The sequence below is a fragment of the Catenuloplanes atrovinosus genome (assembly GCF_031458235.1).
Taxonomy (GTDB): Bacteria; Actinomycetota; Actinomycetes; order Mycobacteriales; family Micromonosporaceae; genus Catenuloplanes; species Catenuloplanes atrovinosus.
The window spans coordinates 6,578,440-6,594,331 of sequence record NZ_JAVDYB010000001.1; the positions used below are offsets into that span (position 1 = coordinate 6,578,440).

General features: G+C 73.6%; 18 protein-coding genes and 1 tRNA gene. 9 read left to right on the forward strand and 10 right to left on the reverse strand.

The genetic code is table 11. The features are described from left to right. The first annotated feature begins 38 nt into the window (after positions 1–38). Positions 39–455 carry a nuclear transport factor 2 family protein gene (locus J2S41_RS29270; protein ID WP_310372421.1) on the forward strand — a complete coding sequence of 139 codons (417 nt, stop codon included), beginning with the start codon at positions 39–41 and terminating at the stop codon, positions 453–455. Positions 456–1,188: 733 nt separating this feature from the next. On the opposite strand, the gene J2S41_RS29275 is transcribed toward J2S41_RS29270, so the two are convergent. Further along, positions 1,189–1,261, reverse strand: a tRNA-Ala gene (locus J2S41_RS29275). 77 nt (positions 1,262–1,338) lie between these two features. Further along, on the reverse strand, positions 1,339–1,893 hold the full coding sequence (locus J2S41_RS29280; protein WP_310372423.1) for a YqgE/AlgH family protein: 555 nt from the start codon (positions 1,891–1,893) through the stop codon (positions 1,339–1,341). Between the two features lie 152 nt (positions 1,894–2,045). Here J2S41_RS29280 and J2S41_RS29285 point away from each other — a divergent pair, with 152 nt between their 5' ends. Together J2S41_RS29285 and J2S41_RS29290 are read left to right on the forward strand one after the other, a co-directional pair. Beyond that, positions 2,046–2,882, forward strand: coding sequence for an S-methyl-5'-thioadenosine phosphorylase (locus J2S41_RS29285; RefSeq protein WP_310372424.1), 837 nt, complete (start codon positions 2,046–2,048; stop codon positions 2,880–2,882). Positions 2,883–3,049: 167 nt separating this feature from the next. Next, a complete protein-coding gene (locus tag J2S41_RS29290; RefSeq protein ID WP_310372426.1) occupies positions 3,050–4,105 on the forward strand; it encodes a hypothetical protein in 1,056 nt (351 codons plus the stop codon). Between the two features lie 4 nt (positions 4,106–4,109). Here J2S41_RS29290 and J2S41_RS29295 read toward each other — a convergent pair whose 3' ends face one another. The 3 genes from J2S41_RS29295 to J2S41_RS29305 all read right to left on the reverse strand — a co-directional run bounded on the left by J2S41_RS29295 (position 4,110) and on the right by J2S41_RS29305 (position 5,696). Continuing rightward, the gene (locus J2S41_RS29295) at positions 4,110–4,547 is read right to left on the reverse strand and encodes a hypothetical protein (protein WP_310372428.1); all 438 of its coding nucleotides are present in this window, start codon (positions 4,545–4,547) and stop codon (positions 4,110–4,112) included. 140 nt (positions 4,548–4,687) lie between these two features. Then, positions 4,688–5,203, reverse strand: coding sequence for a flavin reductase family protein (locus J2S41_RS29300; protein WP_310372430.1), 516 nt, complete (start codon positions 5,201–5,203; stop codon positions 4,688–4,690). A 1-nt stretch (position 5,204) separates the two neighbouring features. Then, positions 5,205–5,696 (reverse strand): NADPH-dependent FMN reductase, encoded by a 492-nt coding sequence (locus tag J2S41_RS29305; RefSeq protein WP_310372433.1) that lies wholly within the window; start codon positions 5,694–5,696, stop codon positions 5,205–5,207. A gap of 129 nt (positions 5,697–5,825) precedes the next feature. Between J2S41_RS29305 and J2S41_RS29310 the strand changes: the two genes are divergently transcribed. Next, complete coding sequence (locus tag J2S41_RS29310) at positions 5,826–8,006, forward strand: ATP-binding protein (RefSeq protein ID WP_310372435.1); 2,181 nt, start codon at positions 5,826–5,828, stop codon at positions 8,004–8,006. 18 nt (positions 8,007–8,024) lie between these two features. Here the strand turns inward: J2S41_RS29310 and J2S41_RS29315 are convergent, their stop codons facing one another. Together J2S41_RS29315 and J2S41_RS29320 are read right to left on the reverse strand one after the other, a co-directional pair. Further along, positions 8,025–9,170, reverse strand: a complete 1,146-nt coding sequence (locus tag J2S41_RS29315) for an FAD-dependent oxidoreductase (RefSeq protein WP_310372437.1) — start codon at positions 9,168–9,170, stop codon at positions 8,025–8,027. A gap of 12 nt (positions 9,171–9,182) precedes the next feature. After that, positions 9,183–10,127: an alpha/beta fold hydrolase gene (locus J2S41_RS29320; protein ID WP_310372439.1), complete on the reverse strand. Its 945-nt coding sequence runs from the start codon at positions 10,125–10,127 to the stop codon at positions 9,183–9,185. 52 nt (positions 10,128–10,179) lie between these two features. Between J2S41_RS29320 and J2S41_RS29325 the strand changes: the two genes are divergently transcribed. Next, entirely contained in the window at positions 10,180–10,770 is a 591-nt protein-coding gene (locus J2S41_RS29325; protein ID WP_310372441.1) for a TetR/AcrR family transcriptional regulator, read from the forward strand. On the opposite strand, the gene J2S41_RS29330 is transcribed toward J2S41_RS29325, so the two are convergent. After that, positions 10,765–11,274 (reverse strand): metallophosphoesterase family protein, encoded by a 510-nt coding sequence (locus J2S41_RS29330; RefSeq protein ID WP_310372443.1) that lies wholly within the window; start codon positions 11,272–11,274, stop codon positions 10,765–10,767. The two genes, J2S41_RS29325 and J2S41_RS29330, sit on opposite strands and share 6 nt — an antisense overlap. A gap of 52 nt (positions 11,275–11,326) precedes the next feature. On the opposite strand from J2S41_RS29330, the gene J2S41_RS29335 reads away from it, so the two are divergent. Next, the gene (locus J2S41_RS29335) at positions 11,327–12,181 is read left to right on the forward strand and encodes a Rieske (2Fe-2S) protein (RefSeq protein WP_310372444.1); all 855 of its coding nucleotides are present in this window, start codon (positions 11,327–11,329) and stop codon (positions 12,179–12,181) included. On the opposite strand, the gene J2S41_RS29340 is transcribed toward J2S41_RS29335, so the two are convergent. Then, positions 12,178–12,621, reverse strand: coding sequence for a hypothetical protein (locus tag J2S41_RS29340; RefSeq protein ID WP_310372446.1), 444 nt, complete (start codon positions 12,619–12,621; stop codon positions 12,178–12,180). The genes J2S41_RS29335 and J2S41_RS29340 overlap by 4 nt on opposite strands. A 199-nt stretch (positions 12,622–12,820) precedes the next feature. Beyond that, positions 12,821–13,510, reverse strand: a complete 690-nt coding sequence (locus J2S41_RS29345) for a DUF6928 family protein (RefSeq protein WP_310372448.1) — start codon at positions 13,508–13,510, stop codon at positions 12,821–12,823. Between the two features lie 165 nt (positions 13,511–13,675). On the opposite strand from J2S41_RS29345, the gene J2S41_RS29350 reads away from it, so the two are divergent. The 3 genes from J2S41_RS29350 (at position 13,676) to J2S41_RS29360 (ending at position 15,891) form a co-directional block, all read left to right on the forward strand. Next, positions 13,676–14,281, forward strand: coding sequence for a class I SAM-dependent methyltransferase (locus J2S41_RS29350; protein WP_310372450.1), 606 nt, complete (start codon positions 13,676–13,678; stop codon positions 14,279–14,281). A gap of 145 nt (positions 14,282–14,426) precedes the next feature. Next, entirely contained in the window at positions 14,427–15,014 is a 588-nt protein-coding gene (locus J2S41_RS29355; RefSeq protein WP_310372454.1) for a class I SAM-dependent methyltransferase, read from the forward strand. Between the two features lie 298 nt (positions 15,015–15,312). Further along, positions 15,313–15,891 carry a nucleotide exchange factor GrpE gene (locus J2S41_RS29360; RefSeq protein ID WP_310372455.1) on the forward strand — a complete coding sequence of 193 codons (579 nt, stop codon included), beginning with the start codon at positions 15,313–15,315 and terminating at the stop codon, positions 15,889–15,891. The last annotated feature ends 1 nt before the right edge of the window (position 15,892 follow it).

Genomic DNA, 15,892 nt, shown 5'->3' on the forward strand with positions numbered 1-15,892 from the left:
CTCGTTCAATCAACAAGCGTTGAGCGAAGGGGACGGCCGTGGCCGCCACATCACGCGAAGTCGTCGAGCAGATCTTGCACGCGAGCCGCGAGCAGGACACCGAGACGTTCGTCAACCTGTTCGCGGCGGACGGCTATATCGAGTGGCCGTACCGGCCAGCGGGCATCCCGGCCCGTGTCGAAGGCCGCGACCAGATCCGCGAGTTCCTGACCGCGCAAGCCAACGGCCTCGTCACGTTCGACGAGTACCGCAACACGGTGATTCACGAGACCACCGACCCGGAGGTGGTGATCGTCGAGTACGAGGCTCACGGCACCGTGATCCCCACGGGCGCTCCTTTGCACCAGACGATCATTGCCGTTTTGCTGATCAGGAACGGCCTGGTCGTCGCATACCGTGACTACCTCAACCCTCTGGTATTGGCCGAAACCCTGGCCAGCGTCGGCAACGTTTAACGGCAGCCTTCGTTCGGGTTCTTGGACTGGCCCGTTGGACGCAAGGCGACCACCGCGTGATCGTCCGCATGTTGTGGACAAACATTCGAGTCTTGCGATTGCCGCTGGTCACAGCGGAGATGTTGCCGGCTGGCAGCAGGTTCTGGATCAGGTGCTGGGCGCGTTCGCGGGTCGTTTCGCTCGGGTGGAAACACGTCGCGCGGCGGCCGGGTTCGTGACCGGTCTGCTGGCCGATACTGAAGCGACTATTGACAGGTTGGTCGCCTGTTCCGCGGCGGTCGACGGGCGCCGGTCGATGGACAGCATGCAGCGAACGGAGTGCTGGCCATCGCGCCCTGTCGACGGCGCCAGCGGCCCGGCTTCGGGCCACCTCGACGACCACTCGAGATCGAATGCCGGTAAACGGCCGGCCGCCCTAAGCTCTCCGCGTCGATATCGCGGAACACGCCAGCCGCTTCGCCGAAGCCGGGCCGACCGGCCGCCTCTTCGTCGGCCCGCAGGGCGGCATCCCACGATGCCGCAACTTCGATCGCGCCGCCCGCACATCGGCCGGCATCCCGGCTGACCTTTACCTACACCGCGTCCGGGCGCCACTTGCCGGGAAAATCATACGGCGTGCTCGGGCGCTCGCGGCGAATCTCAACCTCATGGTGACCGAAGCCCGCGAATGGCAAAGGCGCCATCCGGCGCACGCAAAAAGGCCCGGACTATTCGCCCGGGCCTTTTACAAGGGTGGAGCCGAGGGGACTCGAACCCCTGACCCCCACACTGCCAGTGTGGTGCGCTACCAGCTGCGCCACGGCCCCTTGCTTCACCGCATCCCGGGCTCACCCGGGCACGGCAGCAATATTACACACCCCGACGGCCACCACGGTGGAGGGGGTCAGTTGAGGGCGGCGTCCGGGGGGAAGTGGGCGACGGCGGCCATGATGCCGCCCTGTCGCTTCAGCACCATGGCCCACAGGTCGTCGGGGCGGGAGACGAAGGCGTCGCCGGGGAGGGCGTCGAAGACGAACCAGGAGCCGGAGGAGACCTCCTCCTCGAGCTGACCGGGTGACCAGCCGGAGTAGCCGGCGAAGACGCGCAGGCCCGCGAGGTTGTCGCCGAGGGACTCGGGGTCGGCGGAGAGGTCGACGGTGCCGACGCCGCCGGAGACCGGGTGGAAGCCGGTGGGGCGCTTGACGGAGGGGCGGGTGCGGGCCAGGCAGATCGCGGACTCGGGCGCGACCGGGCCGCCCTCGAAGAGCACGGCGGGGTCGCCGGCGAGGCTGCCCCACTTGCCCAGGACCTCGGCGACCGGGACCTCGGTGGCGCGGTTCAGCACGACGCCCAGGGCGCCGCCGGTTTCGTGGGCGACGAGCAGCACGACCGTACGGTCGAAGTTCGGGTCCTTCAATGATGGGGTCGCGACCAGGAGCCGGCCGGTCAACGACTCCATGGACCGACCTCCGATGCGCTGACCTTCAGGATGCACGCGACCTCCGTTCCCCCGCGCCGGGCACGGCAAAAGGCCCGAACACGGTCCTGCGCGCAGTCAACGCCATGCCTCGCACGATAGCTTGCACCACAGCCCGCCGATAAGGTCTGTACGTGAGTGAGCGCAACGATTACCCGACAGAGCCGGACGCGCCGCACGCCGATGTGGCGGTGATCGGCGGGTCAGGTCTCTACGCCCTGCTGGACGACGCGCGCGAGCACGTGGTGAACACGCCGTACGGGCTGCCCTCCGACCCGATCACGATCGCACGGATCGGCGACCGGAGCGTGGCCTTCCTGCCCAGACACGGCAAGGATCACCGCTATCCGCCACACAAGATCCCGTATCGGGCGAATCTCTGGGCGCTGCGCTCGATCGGCGTGCGGCAGATCCTGGCCCCGTGCGCGGTCGGCGGTCTGCGCCCGGAGCTGGGCCCGGGCACGTTCGTGGTGCCGGATCAGCTGATCGACCGCACCAGTGGCCGGGCGCAGACGTTCTACGACCAGGGCGCGGTGCACGTCTCGTTCGCCGATCCGTACTGCCCGGCCGGCCGCGCGCTGGTGCTGGCCGAGGCCGAGGGACAGCAGCTCAGCCCGGTCGGCGACGGCACCATGGTGGTCGTCGAGGGTCCGCGCTTCTCGACCCGCGCGGAGTCCCGCTGGTTCACCGCGATCGGCGGCACGGTGGTCAACATGACCGGCCACCCCGAGGCCGTCCTGGCCCGCGAGCTGGAGCTCTGTTACACCTCGATCGCGCTGGTCACGGATCTGGACGCGGGCGTCGAGTCCGGCGAGGGCGTCACCATGGAGGAGGTCTTCCGCGTCTTCCGGGAGAACACCGACCGCCTCCGCACGCTCCTGCTCACCGTGCTCCCACAGCTTCCGGAGCACCGCGACTGCCCCTGCGCCACCGCGCTCTCCGGCATCACGCTGCCGTTTGAACTGCCCTGAAAACCCCTGAAGGACCAGCTTTTCCCGCTTCCGGCGTGGCCGGGGTCCGCATGCTCCCGCGGGCACCGGTCGTCGCTGGCGCTCCTCCCTGCCGGTCCCGCGTCGCAGGAGCGGGCGGTCACCCCATCGGGCGGAACCGGGGCGGCGGGCGGCTCGTCATACCCCTCATGCGTCGTTTGCCGTACCTGGGAATGCTCCTGGTCCTTCCGGTTGCCGCCTGTGCCGCGCCGGGTGAGTCGCCGTCCGCCGGAGCGCCGTCCGCCGGGGCGCCGCCGGCGTTCACCTCCCGCGCGGAAGCCGTCGCGGCGGCCTGGCCCGCGGTCGAGGCGGCCACGCCCGCGTGGACGACCGGGTTCGTACCGTTGCAGGGTCTGTTGATCGCCCCGGCGGGGCTGAGCGTCGAGCAGCGGCAGGCGTTCGACGCGGGGTGGTTCACGCTGACCGGCACACTGCCGTCCGACACGCCGTCCGGCCAGGTCACCTACGCCTCCGCCGTGGAGCGGACGCCACTGATCAGCGCGGCCGAGGCGTACCGGCTGATCGATCAGGGCGATCCGCCGCCGTGCGAGCCGGCCGGCGGGAAGCGGTCCCCCGGCCCGGCCTCCGGTGGCGGGGTCTCCGGCGTCGCACCGGGTTCGACGGGCGGTGCCACGGGTTCGACGGGCGGTGCCACGGGACCGGACGGCGGGTCGAGCGACGGCGGGCGGGAACCGGCCGCGCCGGGCCCGGATTCGCCGGTCAGCGCGGCGGACAGCGGGTGCGCGAAACTGCCGGTCACCGGCGCCACGCTCGGCACCGTGCCGCTGCGCACCAGCCGCGGCGACGCCACCGTGCCGGCCTGGCTGTTCACGGTCGGCGGCGTGCCGGGACCGGTCGCGCGCGTCGCGGTCGCGGCGGGCGACACCGCACCGGTGCCGTCGCCGTCGCTGGCGCCGCCGGAGGCCGGGAACGCCGCGAACCTCAAGGGCGCGCAGAGCCTGGTGCGGGTGGCGGGAACCACGATCGACTACCGGCTCGGCGTCGGGGCGTGCGACGAGCAGATCACGCCGCTGGCGTACGAGACGGACGAGGTGATCGTGCTCGGCGGCACCGCCACACGAAGCGCGGAGATGTGCACCGAGCAGTTGGTCCTGCAGCCGGTCACGGTCACGCTGGCCGCCCCGGCCGGCGATCGTCTGGTGCTCGACGCGCAGACCGGCCAGCCGGTGATCCTCACGCCCTGAGTCGTCAGTCGGAGCCGCCGAGGTCGGTGTGGTACGCCTCCAGCACCAGGTCCGCGCCGCGCTGACGGTGGGCGAAGATCTGGTGGACGAGCAGCCGCGCCCACGCCTGGATCTCCTCGGTGCCGGGCCGGCCCTCGTCCACGTGCTCCTGGAGCGCGCGGATCCGGTCGAGCACGTCCGTGTGCTCGCGGACCAGGCCGGAGACGCCGAGGGCGAGCCGCGGCGCGCTGTCGACCAGCGCGGCGTAGTGGCCGGCCGGGCCCTCGGTGGCGCGCATGTGCTCGTCGAACGCGCCGCGCAGGCCGCGCAGCCGGGACGCGACGCGCTCCCGCCAGGCCAGGCCGTCGTGCACGGGGTCGGCGATCGCGCGCGCCAGCTCGTGCGTGCCGCTGAGCAGCGGGTGCCAGCCCGTCGTCGTCTGCTTGCCGAAACCAGTCACCATGGCCCGCACCCCCTGGTCGGTCACGCATCAGCCCATGACTCGATGGTGCGCGTACCGGCGAAGGCCTGTCCAGGACCAATCACCCGGCCGGCGGGACCATGCGGGCACACCGGTCCCAGCGGTCCCACCGGCCACAGCGGTCAGGCCGCGTCGCGCATCCGGGGCGTGGCCAGCCGGCGGAACCGGCTGGCGTGGAAGACCAGCGGCGCCACGTCCGGGTCGGCCCGGAGCGTGTGGACGCGCAGCAGCACGATGTCGTGGTCGCCGGCGGGCACCTGCCGCTCGATCGTGCAGTCCAGCCACGCGGTGGCGCCGACCAGGAAGACCGCGCCGGCCGGGCCGGTCTCCCAGGTGACGCCCGCGAACCGGTCGCCGGTCCGGGACGCTATCTGCCGGGCGAGCCCGTCGTGGCCCTCACCGAGCACGCTGACGCCGACCCGCTCCAGGTCGCGCAGCTTGGGCCAGGTGGTGGAGGTGTGCTGCACGCACACGGAGACCAGCGGCGGGTTCATCGACACGGACGTGAACGAGCTGGCGGTGAGCCCGGCCGGCACGCCGTCGACCAGCGCGCAGACCGCGGTGACGCCGCTGGGGAAGCAACCGTAGGCCTGGCGCAGCGCGCCCGGATCGTCGCCGACGGGGCGAAGCTCGACCATGTCACTCTCCCTGTTCGAGCGGAAGCAGCGGCCGGACCCGGTCCGCGTACGCGGCCAACTGCGGATCGTCGGCGTACGTCGTGTCGAGGAGGTAGAGCCCGCGGGCCGGGGTGATCGCGCCGAGTTCCGCGAGGACCGGCTTGAGCAGCAGCTCCGGCGCGAGCGCGTGGCCGGGCCCGGCGCCGAGCATCAGCGGCAGCGCGTGCACGCCGGCCAGTCCGTCCGACGGGATCTGGTCGAGGAACAGCTTGAGCACGCCGGTGTAGGTGGCCTTGAACGTGGGGCTCGCGACGATCAGCACGTCGCTCTCGCGCACCGCGGCGACCGCCTCGGCGACGGCCGGATCACCCCACCCGAGCAGCCCGGGCCCGAGGTCGATCACGTCGATGACCAGGTCGGGGGCGGCGCCGGTGAGCGTCTGCGCGAGCAGCACGCCGGCGGCGAGGGTGCGTGACTTCGGCTTCGGATTTCCCGCGACGACCGCGATGCTCACCCGCGGACCTCATTTCCTGTTTAACCGATGGGAATAGACCCTATTGTGCCCGATCACGAGCCGCAGCGGGAGGCCTGTCCCTCCGCAGGTCCGATATGTCCATCGACCGCGCGAAGTATCCTGGCCGCCGTGCGACGCGATCGGGTGACGGTGCTGCAACTCGTGACGTCCGGGCTGCTCACGGCGCTGCTCGCGATCGCCATCAACGTCGCCACCGGTGGCGAGTTGCCCGCGCCGTTCGACGCGGTGGCCTGGCTCGCCTGGCCGATCGTCGCGCTGCTCGCGGTCACGCTGATCGTGCTGTCCGTCTGGCAGCACCGCCTCTCCACCGGTACGCCGGCCGTCCACCGGCGGGTGCCCGCCCAGCTGCCCGCGGCGCGCCCGATCCACGGCCGGGACCGGGAGCTGGCGGAGATCCGGGCGGCGCGGGCCGGCACCCCCGTGATCATGATCGCCGGTGCGCCCGGCGCCGGGAAGACCACGCTCGCCCTGCGCGCCGCGCACGACCTGCGCCGACACTACCCGGACGGGCAGCTCTACGCGGAGCTGCGCGGCGCCGGGACCGTCGTCACGCCGGACGTGGTGCTGCCCGCGTTCCTGCGCGCGCTGGGCGAGCCGGACACCGCCGCGCCGCTCGACGAGATCGCCAACCGGTTCCGTACCGTCGTGGCCGATCTCCGGCTCTTGATCGTGCTCGACGACGCGCTGGAGGAGGACCAGATCCGGCCGCTGCTGCCGGGCGGCCCCGGCAGTCTCGTGCTGGTCACCAGCCGCCGGCCGCTGACCGGCGGGCACCCGGTGCGGCTCGACGGGCTGACCCCGGACGCCGCCCGGGCGCTGCTCGCCGCCACCGCCGGTGCCGCGCGGATCGCCGCGGACCCGGCGGGTACGGACCGGATCGTGGCCGCCTGCGCGGGACTGCCGCTGGCGGTGCAGCTCGCGGCGGCCCGGCTGCGCGACCGGCCGTCGTGGACCCCCGGCGACCTCGCGGACCGGCTGGACGACGACCGCCGCCGGCTCGGCGAGCTGGCGCACGGCGACGCGGCCGTGCGCACCACGTTCCGCGGCGCCTACGAGGAGCTGAGCAGCACGGACCGGCTGGTGTTCCGCCGCGCGGGCGCGCATCCGGGGCCGGAGTTCGGCGCCGGCGCCGCGGCGGCGATGGCCGGCCTGGCGGAAACGGTGGTCACGGAGTCGCTGGACCGGCTGACCGACGCGATGCTCGCGGAGAGTCCGGCGCCGGGCCGCTACCGGCTGCACGACCTGCTGCGGCTGTACGCACGAGAACTCGGCGACGACGACGCGACGCTGGACCGGCTGCTGGCCTGGCTCACCGAGACCGCGGCGCCCGGCGGGTGGCGCGATCGGGAGCTGGAGAACGCGCTGGCCGCGGTGGACGCGGCCGTCCACACCGGACGGCAGGAGGCCGCCTGGGCGCTGGTCGAGGCGGTCCATCCGCTGCTGAACCGCGCCGGCGACCACGTCTACCGGCTGTCGCTCTGGCAGGCCGCGCTCGCCGTCGCCACCGAGGACGAGCGCCGGCTCCGCGCGCTCGGGTGGGTCGCCCACAGTCACCGCATGATCGGCGACCTGAACCCCTCGCTCGCGGCCGCGAGCGAGGCCGTCGAGATCGCCACCCGCCTCGGTGACCGTTGGGAGCTGGCGCAGGCCGTCCGCGGCCTCGGCGAGACGCGGCGTGCCATGTTGCACTTCCAGCCCGCCGAGGACGCGCTGCTCCGCGCGCTGGAACTCTTCGAGGAGCACGGCGCCGTCGAGGAACAGACCGAGGTGCGGTCCACGCTGGGCACGCTCTACAACGTCTGGCAGCGGCCGGAGCGAGCCGAGGCCGTCCTGCTGCCCGCGCTGGCGCTGCTGCCCGCCGAGGAGACGTCGACGCACGCGTGGATCCGGCTCGGGCTCTCCATCGCCCGGCGGATCCAGGACCGTCGCGACGAGGCGCTCCGCGACGCGGAGGAGGCCGCCGCCACGGCGCGCCGCCTCGGCGACGACTACGTGCTCGGCTACTGCCACCAGGAGTTCGGGCTGGCCGCCCGGGACGCCGGGCGATACGGCGATGCCGAGCACGAGTTCCGGCAGATGCTCCGGCTGCTCGACGGCATCCAGCACCGCACCGGTGTCGCCGGCGCACACCGGCAGCTCGGCATCCTGGCCCACCGGCGCGGACGCCACCGGCAGGCACTCGCGGAGTTCACCGCCGCGCTGGAGATCTTCGACCGGCTCGGCGACACCGCCCGCGCCGACCAGTGCCGGCGCGAGCGCGCCGACGTCCTCGCCGCGCCGGGCCGCTGAGCTACCAGGGCGCCTCCGTCATGAGCCGCCGCGGCCGAAGCGCAGGCGGAACACGGCGTTCGTGAGCGGGAGCGCGACCCGGGTGGCGGCGTGGAAGAGCAGCGGGTTGGCGAGGCGGCGTTGCCAGCGCAGGGCGGGGCGGGCCTCGTCGACCGCGCGCGGGGCGTAGCCGAGCAGCCGGCGCTGGTACGCGGCCAGGTCGCCGGCGGCCAGGTCGTGCGCGAGGTGGACGGCGTCCAGGATGGCGGTGCTGGCGCCGGCCCCGGCGGTCGGCGGCATCGGGTGGATGGCGTCGCCGAGCAGCGTGACCGGGCCGAGCGGCCACGGCTGGAGCGCGGCCGGGAAGTGGAACGGGAACGCGGCGATGCTGCCCGGATCGGAGCCGTCGACCAGCGCGTGGAAGTCGTCGGTCCACGACGCGGTCAGGTCGTGCACCAGCGCGGGCAGCGCGCCACCGGGATCGTCCATGGTGGCGGCCACGGACCAGACGACGTACGGCTCCTCGGCCGCGGGATCGCCGTCGCCCGCGTGGTCGTGCATGGCCAGGAACGCGCCCACGCCACCGGGGCCGATCATGAAGGCGAGACCGTGACGCAGGTCGGGCGGGACACGCTGCGGCAGCGGCGACCGGCCGGCGATGCCGACGACGCCGGACCGCACCGCGGTGGACCGGCCGACCCACTGGCGGGCCAGCCGCGAGCCGGTGCCGTCCGCCGCGACCAGCACGTCCGCCTCGTCCCCGGTGGACAGCGCGACGGTGTCCGCGGCGGCGGTGAAGCCGGTCACCGGCGTACCCCAGCGAATCCTCGACTCCAGACCGCGGGCCAGGATGGCGCGCAGCGGGCGACGGCCGATCAGCAGGATCTCCCCGTCGTGATCGATCGGGATGCGCAGCCGTGACCTGCCATGATGGTCGAGCACGGCGAACCGGCGGAACGACGAGGCGCCCGCGCCGCAGGCCCGCAGCGCGCGGGCCGACGCGTCCGGCAGCACGCGGGTGAGCACGGCGAACGCGTCCGCGGTCAGGTGCAGCCGGTATCCGTCGGTGGCGTCCGGGCCGGCGTCCCGGTCGTACACGACGCAGTCGATGCCCTGGTGCGTCAGCGCGTGCGCCAGCGTCAGCCCGCCGATGCCGGCGCCGACGACGGCTACTCGTAGCCCCATCTCCTCAGCATGTCACTCCAGGAACACCGCCACGTCGGCCGCGATCTCGTCCGGGTACTCACCATTGAGCGCGTGTGACGCGTCCGGGTAGACCCGCACGGTGGCGTGCGGCAGCACCCGGCGCGCGGTGTCCGCGGCGGCGGTGGCGTCGTGCAGGCGCGACTCGCCGGCCAGCAGCACCAGCACCGGTACGGTCACGGCCGCCATCCGCTCGCCGGACGGGCGGGCCGGCGCGGACAGCTTGCTCACGTACGCCTGGAGGCCCGCCTCGATCATGCGGGCGACCGGGACGTCCTCGACCGGCGCGCCGTTCGCGGTCCAGCTGGCGAAGTCGTCGCGCCAGGCCCGGGGCGCCCAGCGGAACGCGACCGGGATCGAGCGCAGCACCACGCCGGCCGAGAGGTCGCTGAAGACCAGCATCGGGTCGAGCAGCACCACGCCGGCGATCCGGTCCGCCCGGTGCACGGCGAGGTTCATCGCGGTCCAGCCGCCGAATGACAGGCCGACCAGGTGGACGCGCGGCTCGGGGAGCGCGAGCAGCACCTCGTGCAGCCACTGCGCGTGGTCGGCCGGCGTGCGGATCGGGCGCTGCTGGACGCTCATGCCGGGCTCGCCGAGCAGGTCGACGGTGTAGACGCCGCGGAGTTGGAGCAGCGAGGGCAGGTTGTCCGCCCAGACCGGGGACGCGGACGCGCGACCGGGCAGGAGCAGCAGCGGCGCCGCGTCCGGGCCGGCGGCGCCGGCGAAGTGGTAGACGCGCACCACGCCGTACCCGGTGCGGACGTCGATGGTCCGGTCCGGCGCCGGCATCTCCGCCATCGCCTCGCGATACGCCGCCGTGAAGCGGTCGGCCGCCTCGGCCGAGGCGAAGTAGCCGACGGGCGCGGGGTCGCGCAGCGCGTAGGCGACGGCCGCCACGATCACCACGACGGCCAGCGCCACCCATCTGATAACCATGCGGTCAGATTACTAACCGGGCGGTAGAAAATTCAACCGGTACGCTGAACGCGTGCCGACCAAGGACGCCACCAAGCCCCTCACCCTCACCGAGCGAGCACGACGTGCCCAGCTCATCGGCGTCGCGATCGACCTGGTGGCCCGGCACGGCTACGCCGGGACCTCGCTGGCCCGGATCGCCGAGGCCGCCGGCATCTCCAAGGCCGCGGTGCTGTACCACTTCCCGTCCAAGGACGCGGTACTGCGGGCCGCCTACGCCGCGGTGCTGGAGTCGCTGGTCGAGTTCGTCGGCGCCGCCGTCGGGCCGCGGACCGGCGCGCCCGCGCTGGAGGCCTACATCCGGTCGCTGGTGGAGTACATGCGCGTGCACCCGGACCACACCCGGATGATCATCGAGTCGCTGGTGGCGGAGAGCGGCGCCCCGGACGGGCCCGGACGGCAGGAGACCGTGGCCGGCCTGATCACCGCCGCGGTGGCCGCCGGCGACTACCGGGCCGGGACGGACGCGCGCGCCACCGCGGTCATCGTGAACGGCGCCATCGACGCGATCGTCTCCGCGGGCCTGGCCGACCCGAGCTTCCGCACCGCGGACGCGGCCGAGCAGTTGATCACGATGTTGAGCGGCGCCTACCGCACCTCATGACGGGTCGCGTCGAGGGAGTCGGTGCAGCGTCACCCCGGCCAGCGCGCCCGCCTCGATCACCGCGGTCAGGTAGGTGCAGTACGGCTGCCGGCGCCGGTCGGTCGGGCTGCCCGGGTTGAGCAGCCGCGGGCCGCCCGGCGCGGTCGTGTCCCACGGAATGTGCGAGTGCCCGAACACCAGCACGTCGACGTCCGGGTACGCCTCCGCGCAGCGCCGCTCCCGCCCCTTCGCGTCGCCGGTCTCGTGCACCACCGCGAGCCGTACCCCGTCCAGCTCGGCCCTCGCCACCTCCGGCAGCCGGGCCCGCAGCGCCGCGCCGTCGTTGTTGCCGTAGCAGGCGATCAGCCGTCGCGCGCGCGACTCCAGCGCGTCCAGCAGCGGCACGTCGACCCAGTCGCCCGCGTGCACCACCACGTCCGCCGTCGCGACCGCGTCCCACAGCGCGGCCGGCAGGTCCCGGGCCCGCTTCGGCACGTGTGTGTCCGCCATCAGCACCAGACGCATGCCTACCACCCTATGCGTGTTTGCGAGCCGCCTGACCGGGCATCCTCGCGGCATGGTGCTGCAGAGACTGCTGGAACGCGTCGAGAAGACCGGCGAGCTGGACCGCGCGGGCGACCCGCTGCAGCGCCGCGTCCAGGCCACGCTCCCCCGCCGGCTCAAGGACCTGCTGCACGGTGTCGGGCTCGGGCATCCGCTGCACCCGGTCGCCGTGCAGTTGCCGGTCGGCGCCTGGATGAGCACGGCCGTGCTGGACGCGCTGCCCGGCACCGAACGCGCCGCGACGATCCTCGTCGGCGTGGGTGCCGCCGCCGCGCTCCCGGCCGCGGCGTCCGGCGCCACCGACTGGTCCGAGCAGTCCCGCGAGCAGCGCCGCGTCGGCCTGGTCCACGCGGCCGCGAACACGGTCGCGCTCGGCTTCTACGTGGGCTCGTTCGCCGCCCGGCTGGCCGGCAACCACCGTCTGGGCCGGCGGCTCGCCTACACCGGGCTGGCCGCGGCCGGGCTCGGCGCGTACGTCGGCGGGCACCTGAGCTTCCGGCAGGCGGCCGCCACCAACCAGGCCGAGCCGTTCCTGCGCCAGATCGACGACGGCTGGCACGACGTGTACGGCTGGGACGAACTGGTCGACGGCCGCCCCGAGGTCGCCCGGATCGGCGAGGTCCCGGTGCTGGTCACGCGGGTCGGCGACCGGGTCACCGTGATGATGGAGCGCTGCGCGCACCAGACCGGCCCGCTCGGCGACGGCGAGATCACCGAGATCGGCGGCGCAGCCTGCGTGGTCTGCCCCTGGCACGGCAGCACGTTCCGGCTCGCCGACGGCGCCGTGGTCCGCGGCCCGTCCGCCAACGACCAGCCGCTGCTGCGCAGCCGCGTCGTCGAGGGCCGCGTCCAGGCGTCGCTCCCCTAGGGCGCGTAATCCGAGACCGCGTAGCAGCGGCCCGCGTCGACCGCCATCGCGTCCGGGTGGAATCCGAACGCGACCGGATGCCCGTCCGCCGGGTCCCACTCGCGCCGCTCGCCGCCGTCCGCCTGCCGCATCCACACGTCCAGTTCGCCCAGCGTCGGCACCGGCACGTCCGGGTGCGCCTTCGCCACGTCGTTGACCGCGGACGCCGCCACCACCCGGCCGCCCTCGACCCGCACGGCGTACCGCGCGTCGACGAACCCGCGCGTGCACCCGGTGGTCAGCACGAACGCGTAGCTCTCCGGCTCCGCCCACCGCGGCGTCGCCGCGGGAACCTCCGCCGACGGTACGACCGGAGCCGTGACCGTCTCGTCCATCCGCGAACATCCGCCGGCCAGGACCACCGCCAGCAGCAGCGGCCCGGCCCACCATCGCCTCGTCACCACGTACTCCCAACGATCTCGATGGCGCCCCGTCCGCCCCACCGGGCAGGATCACCCGGGTGAGCAGCTTCCCGGCCCAGTCGCACCGGGCCCGCGACGATTCTCTACCGCCGGTACGCCGCCCGCGCGCGCTGCGGGAGTGCGCGCCGTACGGGTTTCACGCCACCTGACACCATCGTTTCCGCGCCGCTGACGGGCCTCAGCGGGCGAGGTCGGCACCCTGCGGGCGGTGCGCGATGCGCATGGCGGTCACCGGGCGCCGGTACGGGGAATGGCCGGTGCGGGCCCGCATCGCCTGGCGGGTCGCCTGCTCGCGGCCCAGCGGGTCCTCGACGCGGAAGCCGTGCATCAGCACGGTGGCGGCGTGGACGTCGCCGGGGCGGCGCGGCGTGCCGGGCGCGAAGCCGAAGAACGTCCGCAGCGCGGCCGTGCCGAGCGCGATCGGGTCGTGCCAGACCGGGTACTCGAAGCCGTACGGGTCGCCGATGTTCTCCAGGATCCGCCGGGACGTGACGCTGAACGAGCGGACCAGCGCGCCGTGCTCCCACACGCCGAAGGCGGACCAGCCGGCCGCCTCGTCCATGCCGTGCACGATGATCCGCCGGTCGGCACCGGCCCGCAGCACGTGCGCGGGCAGCCGGGACGGGCAGTCCAGCGCGAATCTGCGGTCGCTGAGCAGCACCGCGCCGCGCAGCACCGCCGCGTAGGTGACGTCGTCCGGCGGGTAGAGCCGGTCGGCCAGCGCGCCGTCCTCGATGCGGGAGACGTCCCGGCCGGGCAGCAGACCGCGCACCGACTCCTCCGCGTCCGCCGCTCCACGGCCCGCGCCGCGCAGCGCCTCCCGCGGATCCCCCGCCACGATCGCCAACAGCGCCGTCTGCACACCCATCGCGTTCTCCCTGCTCAGAGCCCGTACCGCCGGAAGATCATGGCTCTGCGGCGGGCACGCCGCTGTCACCCATCCGTCAGATCGAGCGGGGCGCGTCCACAACGGTCCGATGAATTAACAGTGAGCGGGTGGCGAGTGAGCAGTGATCTCAGTCAGCGTGACGGGATGCAACAGAATTCCGGCGCGGCCTTCCTGCAGCGCTTCATCAAGAACCCCGCTCAGGTGGGTGCGATCGCCCCCACGTCACCGGCGGTGAGCCGCCGGCTGGCCGAGCCGATCCCGGCGACCGGCGATCCGCTCGTCGTCGAGCTCGGTCCGGGTGACGGCGCGATCACGGAGTGGATTCAGCGGCGGCTGGACGGCCGCGGCCACCTGCTGGCGATCGAGATCGACCCGGTCTTCGCGGAGGCGCTCCAGCGGCGCTACCCCACGCTGGACGTGGCGGTCGCGGACGCCGGCGACCTCGCGTCGCTGCTCGCCGAGCGGGGCCTCGGCACGGTCGACGCCGTGGTCAGCGCGCTGCCGTGGACGACGTTCTCGGACGAGCAGACCCGCCGCATACTCCGCGCGCTCGCCTCGTCGATGAGCCCGGACGGCGTGTTCACCACGATCACGTACACCACCGCGCGGTTGATGCCTCCGTGGCGCCGCGTGCTCGCCGCGCTCAACGACACGTTCGAGTCGGTCGAGCCGAGCCGCGCCATCTGGGCCAACCTGCCGCCGGCGTTCGTCTACGAGGCCCGCCGACCCCGCCCGCGGACCGCGGCCTGACCGGGCGCCGCTGGTGCCGACGTGACGTGCGGCACCAGCGGCGGAAGAACTCGGACTGGCCATTGTGCGAACTCTGAGGCAGCGTGGCGGGATGCAATCCAAGAGTGCGCCCGGAGCGACATCCCCCTCGCCCACCGGCGCCTTCGTGCAACGGTTCCTCCGCAACCCGGCCCGGGTCGGCACGCCAGCCGCCACGTCCGCGGCCGTCAGCCGTCAGATGGCCGCGCCGATACCCGAGCACGGTGACCCGCTCGTCGTCGAGCTCGGGGCCGGCACGGGCGCGGTCACCGAGTGGATACAGCACCGGCTCGGCGGCCGCGGCCACCACCTGGCGATCGAGATCGACCCGGTCTTCGCCGGCCTGCTGCGCACCCGCTGGCCCGGCCTGGACGTCGCCGAGGCCGACGCGGCGCAGCTCCCGGCGCTGCTGGCCGAGCGCGGTCTCGGCGCCGCCGACGTGATCGTCAGCGCGCTGCCGTGGACGCTCTTCTCCGAGGAGCAGGCCCGCGACATCCTCACCGCCGTCGCCGCGTCGCTGGCGCCGCACGGCGCGTTCACCACGATCACGCTGAGCCTCGGCCGCCGCATGCCGAGCGCCCGCCGGTTCCGCGACTCGCTCGCCTCGACGTTCGAGGAGGTCACGGAGAGCCGCACGTTCTGGCGCAACCCCCCGCCCGCGTTCGTCTACGAGGCCCACCGCCCCCGCCAGCGCCGGCCCTCCGCCGGCAGCTAGTCGTCGCGCGGGTACGTCGTGGCGGCGCACGGCGTACCCGCGAGGCACTCGACACGGCGCTGAGCTGCCGAAAGGCGCCGCGCGCGCTCACCCCCGCCCCCGAAGGGGGTCGCCGGGCGACCGGAAGTGCCCGGCCGAACGGAGGAACCGACCGGCCTCTATCCGGCGCCGGTCGACGGGTCGTCCACGACGAGTGACCGTGCGTCGACAGAGCCGGCACCCGCAGACGCGGTATTCCCCCTGTGACATCACTACCGTCCACAGTGTCAGTCACAGCGCGTGGTGAGGACGTGGACACGTGGACGGTCACCCTGAGGACAAGCCCGCCCCGGACACCGATGCGGATCCGTTGAGCGAGGTCGCCACCCGGCTCGGCCGGGTGGAGGAACAGCTGGCCGACTTCCACCGGCGCTCCGCGCACCGGGAGGGCGTCATCGACCGGCTGCACGAGGAGAACCAGCGGTTCCGCGAGGGCCTTCGGCGCGTGATCCTCGAACCGATCGTCACCGATCTGTTGCGGCTCTACGACTCCATGACCCGGGAGGCCGGGCGGCTCGCCGGCACGGACGCCGGCGTCGCCCGGATGCTGGAGGGCTACGCCGACGAGACCGAGATGACGATCGAACGCTGCGGATACCAGCTGTTCCGCGCCGTTCCGGGCGAGCCGTTCCAAGCCGGGCGCCACGGACCCGCCGGCACGGTGCCCACCACCGATCCGGTCTGCGACAACACGGTCGCGGAAGCGCTCGCGGCCGGCGTGCTGGAGACCGAGACCGGCCGGGTACGCCGTCCCGCTCGCGCCCGTTTCCACCGGTACGACGCCGGCCCCACCGGCCAGCAGCGCGCTGATCACCAGTCCCACGTCGGAAGCGAGTAGC

Coding starts and splice junctions, on each gene's coding strand:
- J2S41_RS29295 (WP_310372428.1), bottom strand. CDS start 4,547: ATGGTGACTGGTTTCGGCAAGCAGACGACGACGGGCTGGCACCCGCTG.
- J2S41_RS29290 (WP_310372426.1), top strand. CDS start 3,050: ATGCGTCGTTTGCCGTACCTGGGAATGCTCCTGGTCCTTCCGGTTGCC.
- J2S41_RS29315 (WP_310372437.1), bottom strand. CDS start 9,170: ATGGGGCTACGAGTAGCCGTCGTCGGCGCCGGCATCGGCGGGCTGACG.
- J2S41_RS29300 (WP_310372430.1), bottom strand. CDS start 5,203: ATGGTCGAGCTTCGCCCCGTCGGCGACGATCCGGGCGCGCTGCGCCAG.
- J2S41_RS29335 (WP_310372444.1), top strand. CDS start 11,327: ATGGTGCTGCAGAGACTGCTGGAACGCGTCGAGAAGACCGGCGAGCTG.
- J2S41_RS29350 (WP_310372450.1), top strand. CDS start 13,676: ATGCAACAGAATTCCGGCGCGGCCTTCCTGCAGCGCTTCATCAAGAAC.
- J2S41_RS29330 (WP_310372443.1), bottom strand. CDS start 11,274: ATGCGTCTGGTGCTGATGGCGGACACACACGTGCCGAAGCGGGCCCGG.
- J2S41_RS29280 (WP_310372423.1), bottom strand. CDS start 1,893: ATGGAGTCGTTGACCGGCCGGCTCCTGGTCGCGACCCCATCATTGAAG.
- J2S41_RS29320 (WP_310372439.1), bottom strand. CDS start 10,127: ATGGTTATCAGATGGGTGGCGCTGGCCGTCGTGGTGATCGTGGCGGCC.
- J2S41_RS29345 (WP_310372448.1), bottom strand. CDS start 13,510: ATGGGTGTGCAGACGGCGCTGTTGGCGATCGTGGCGGGGGATCCGCGG.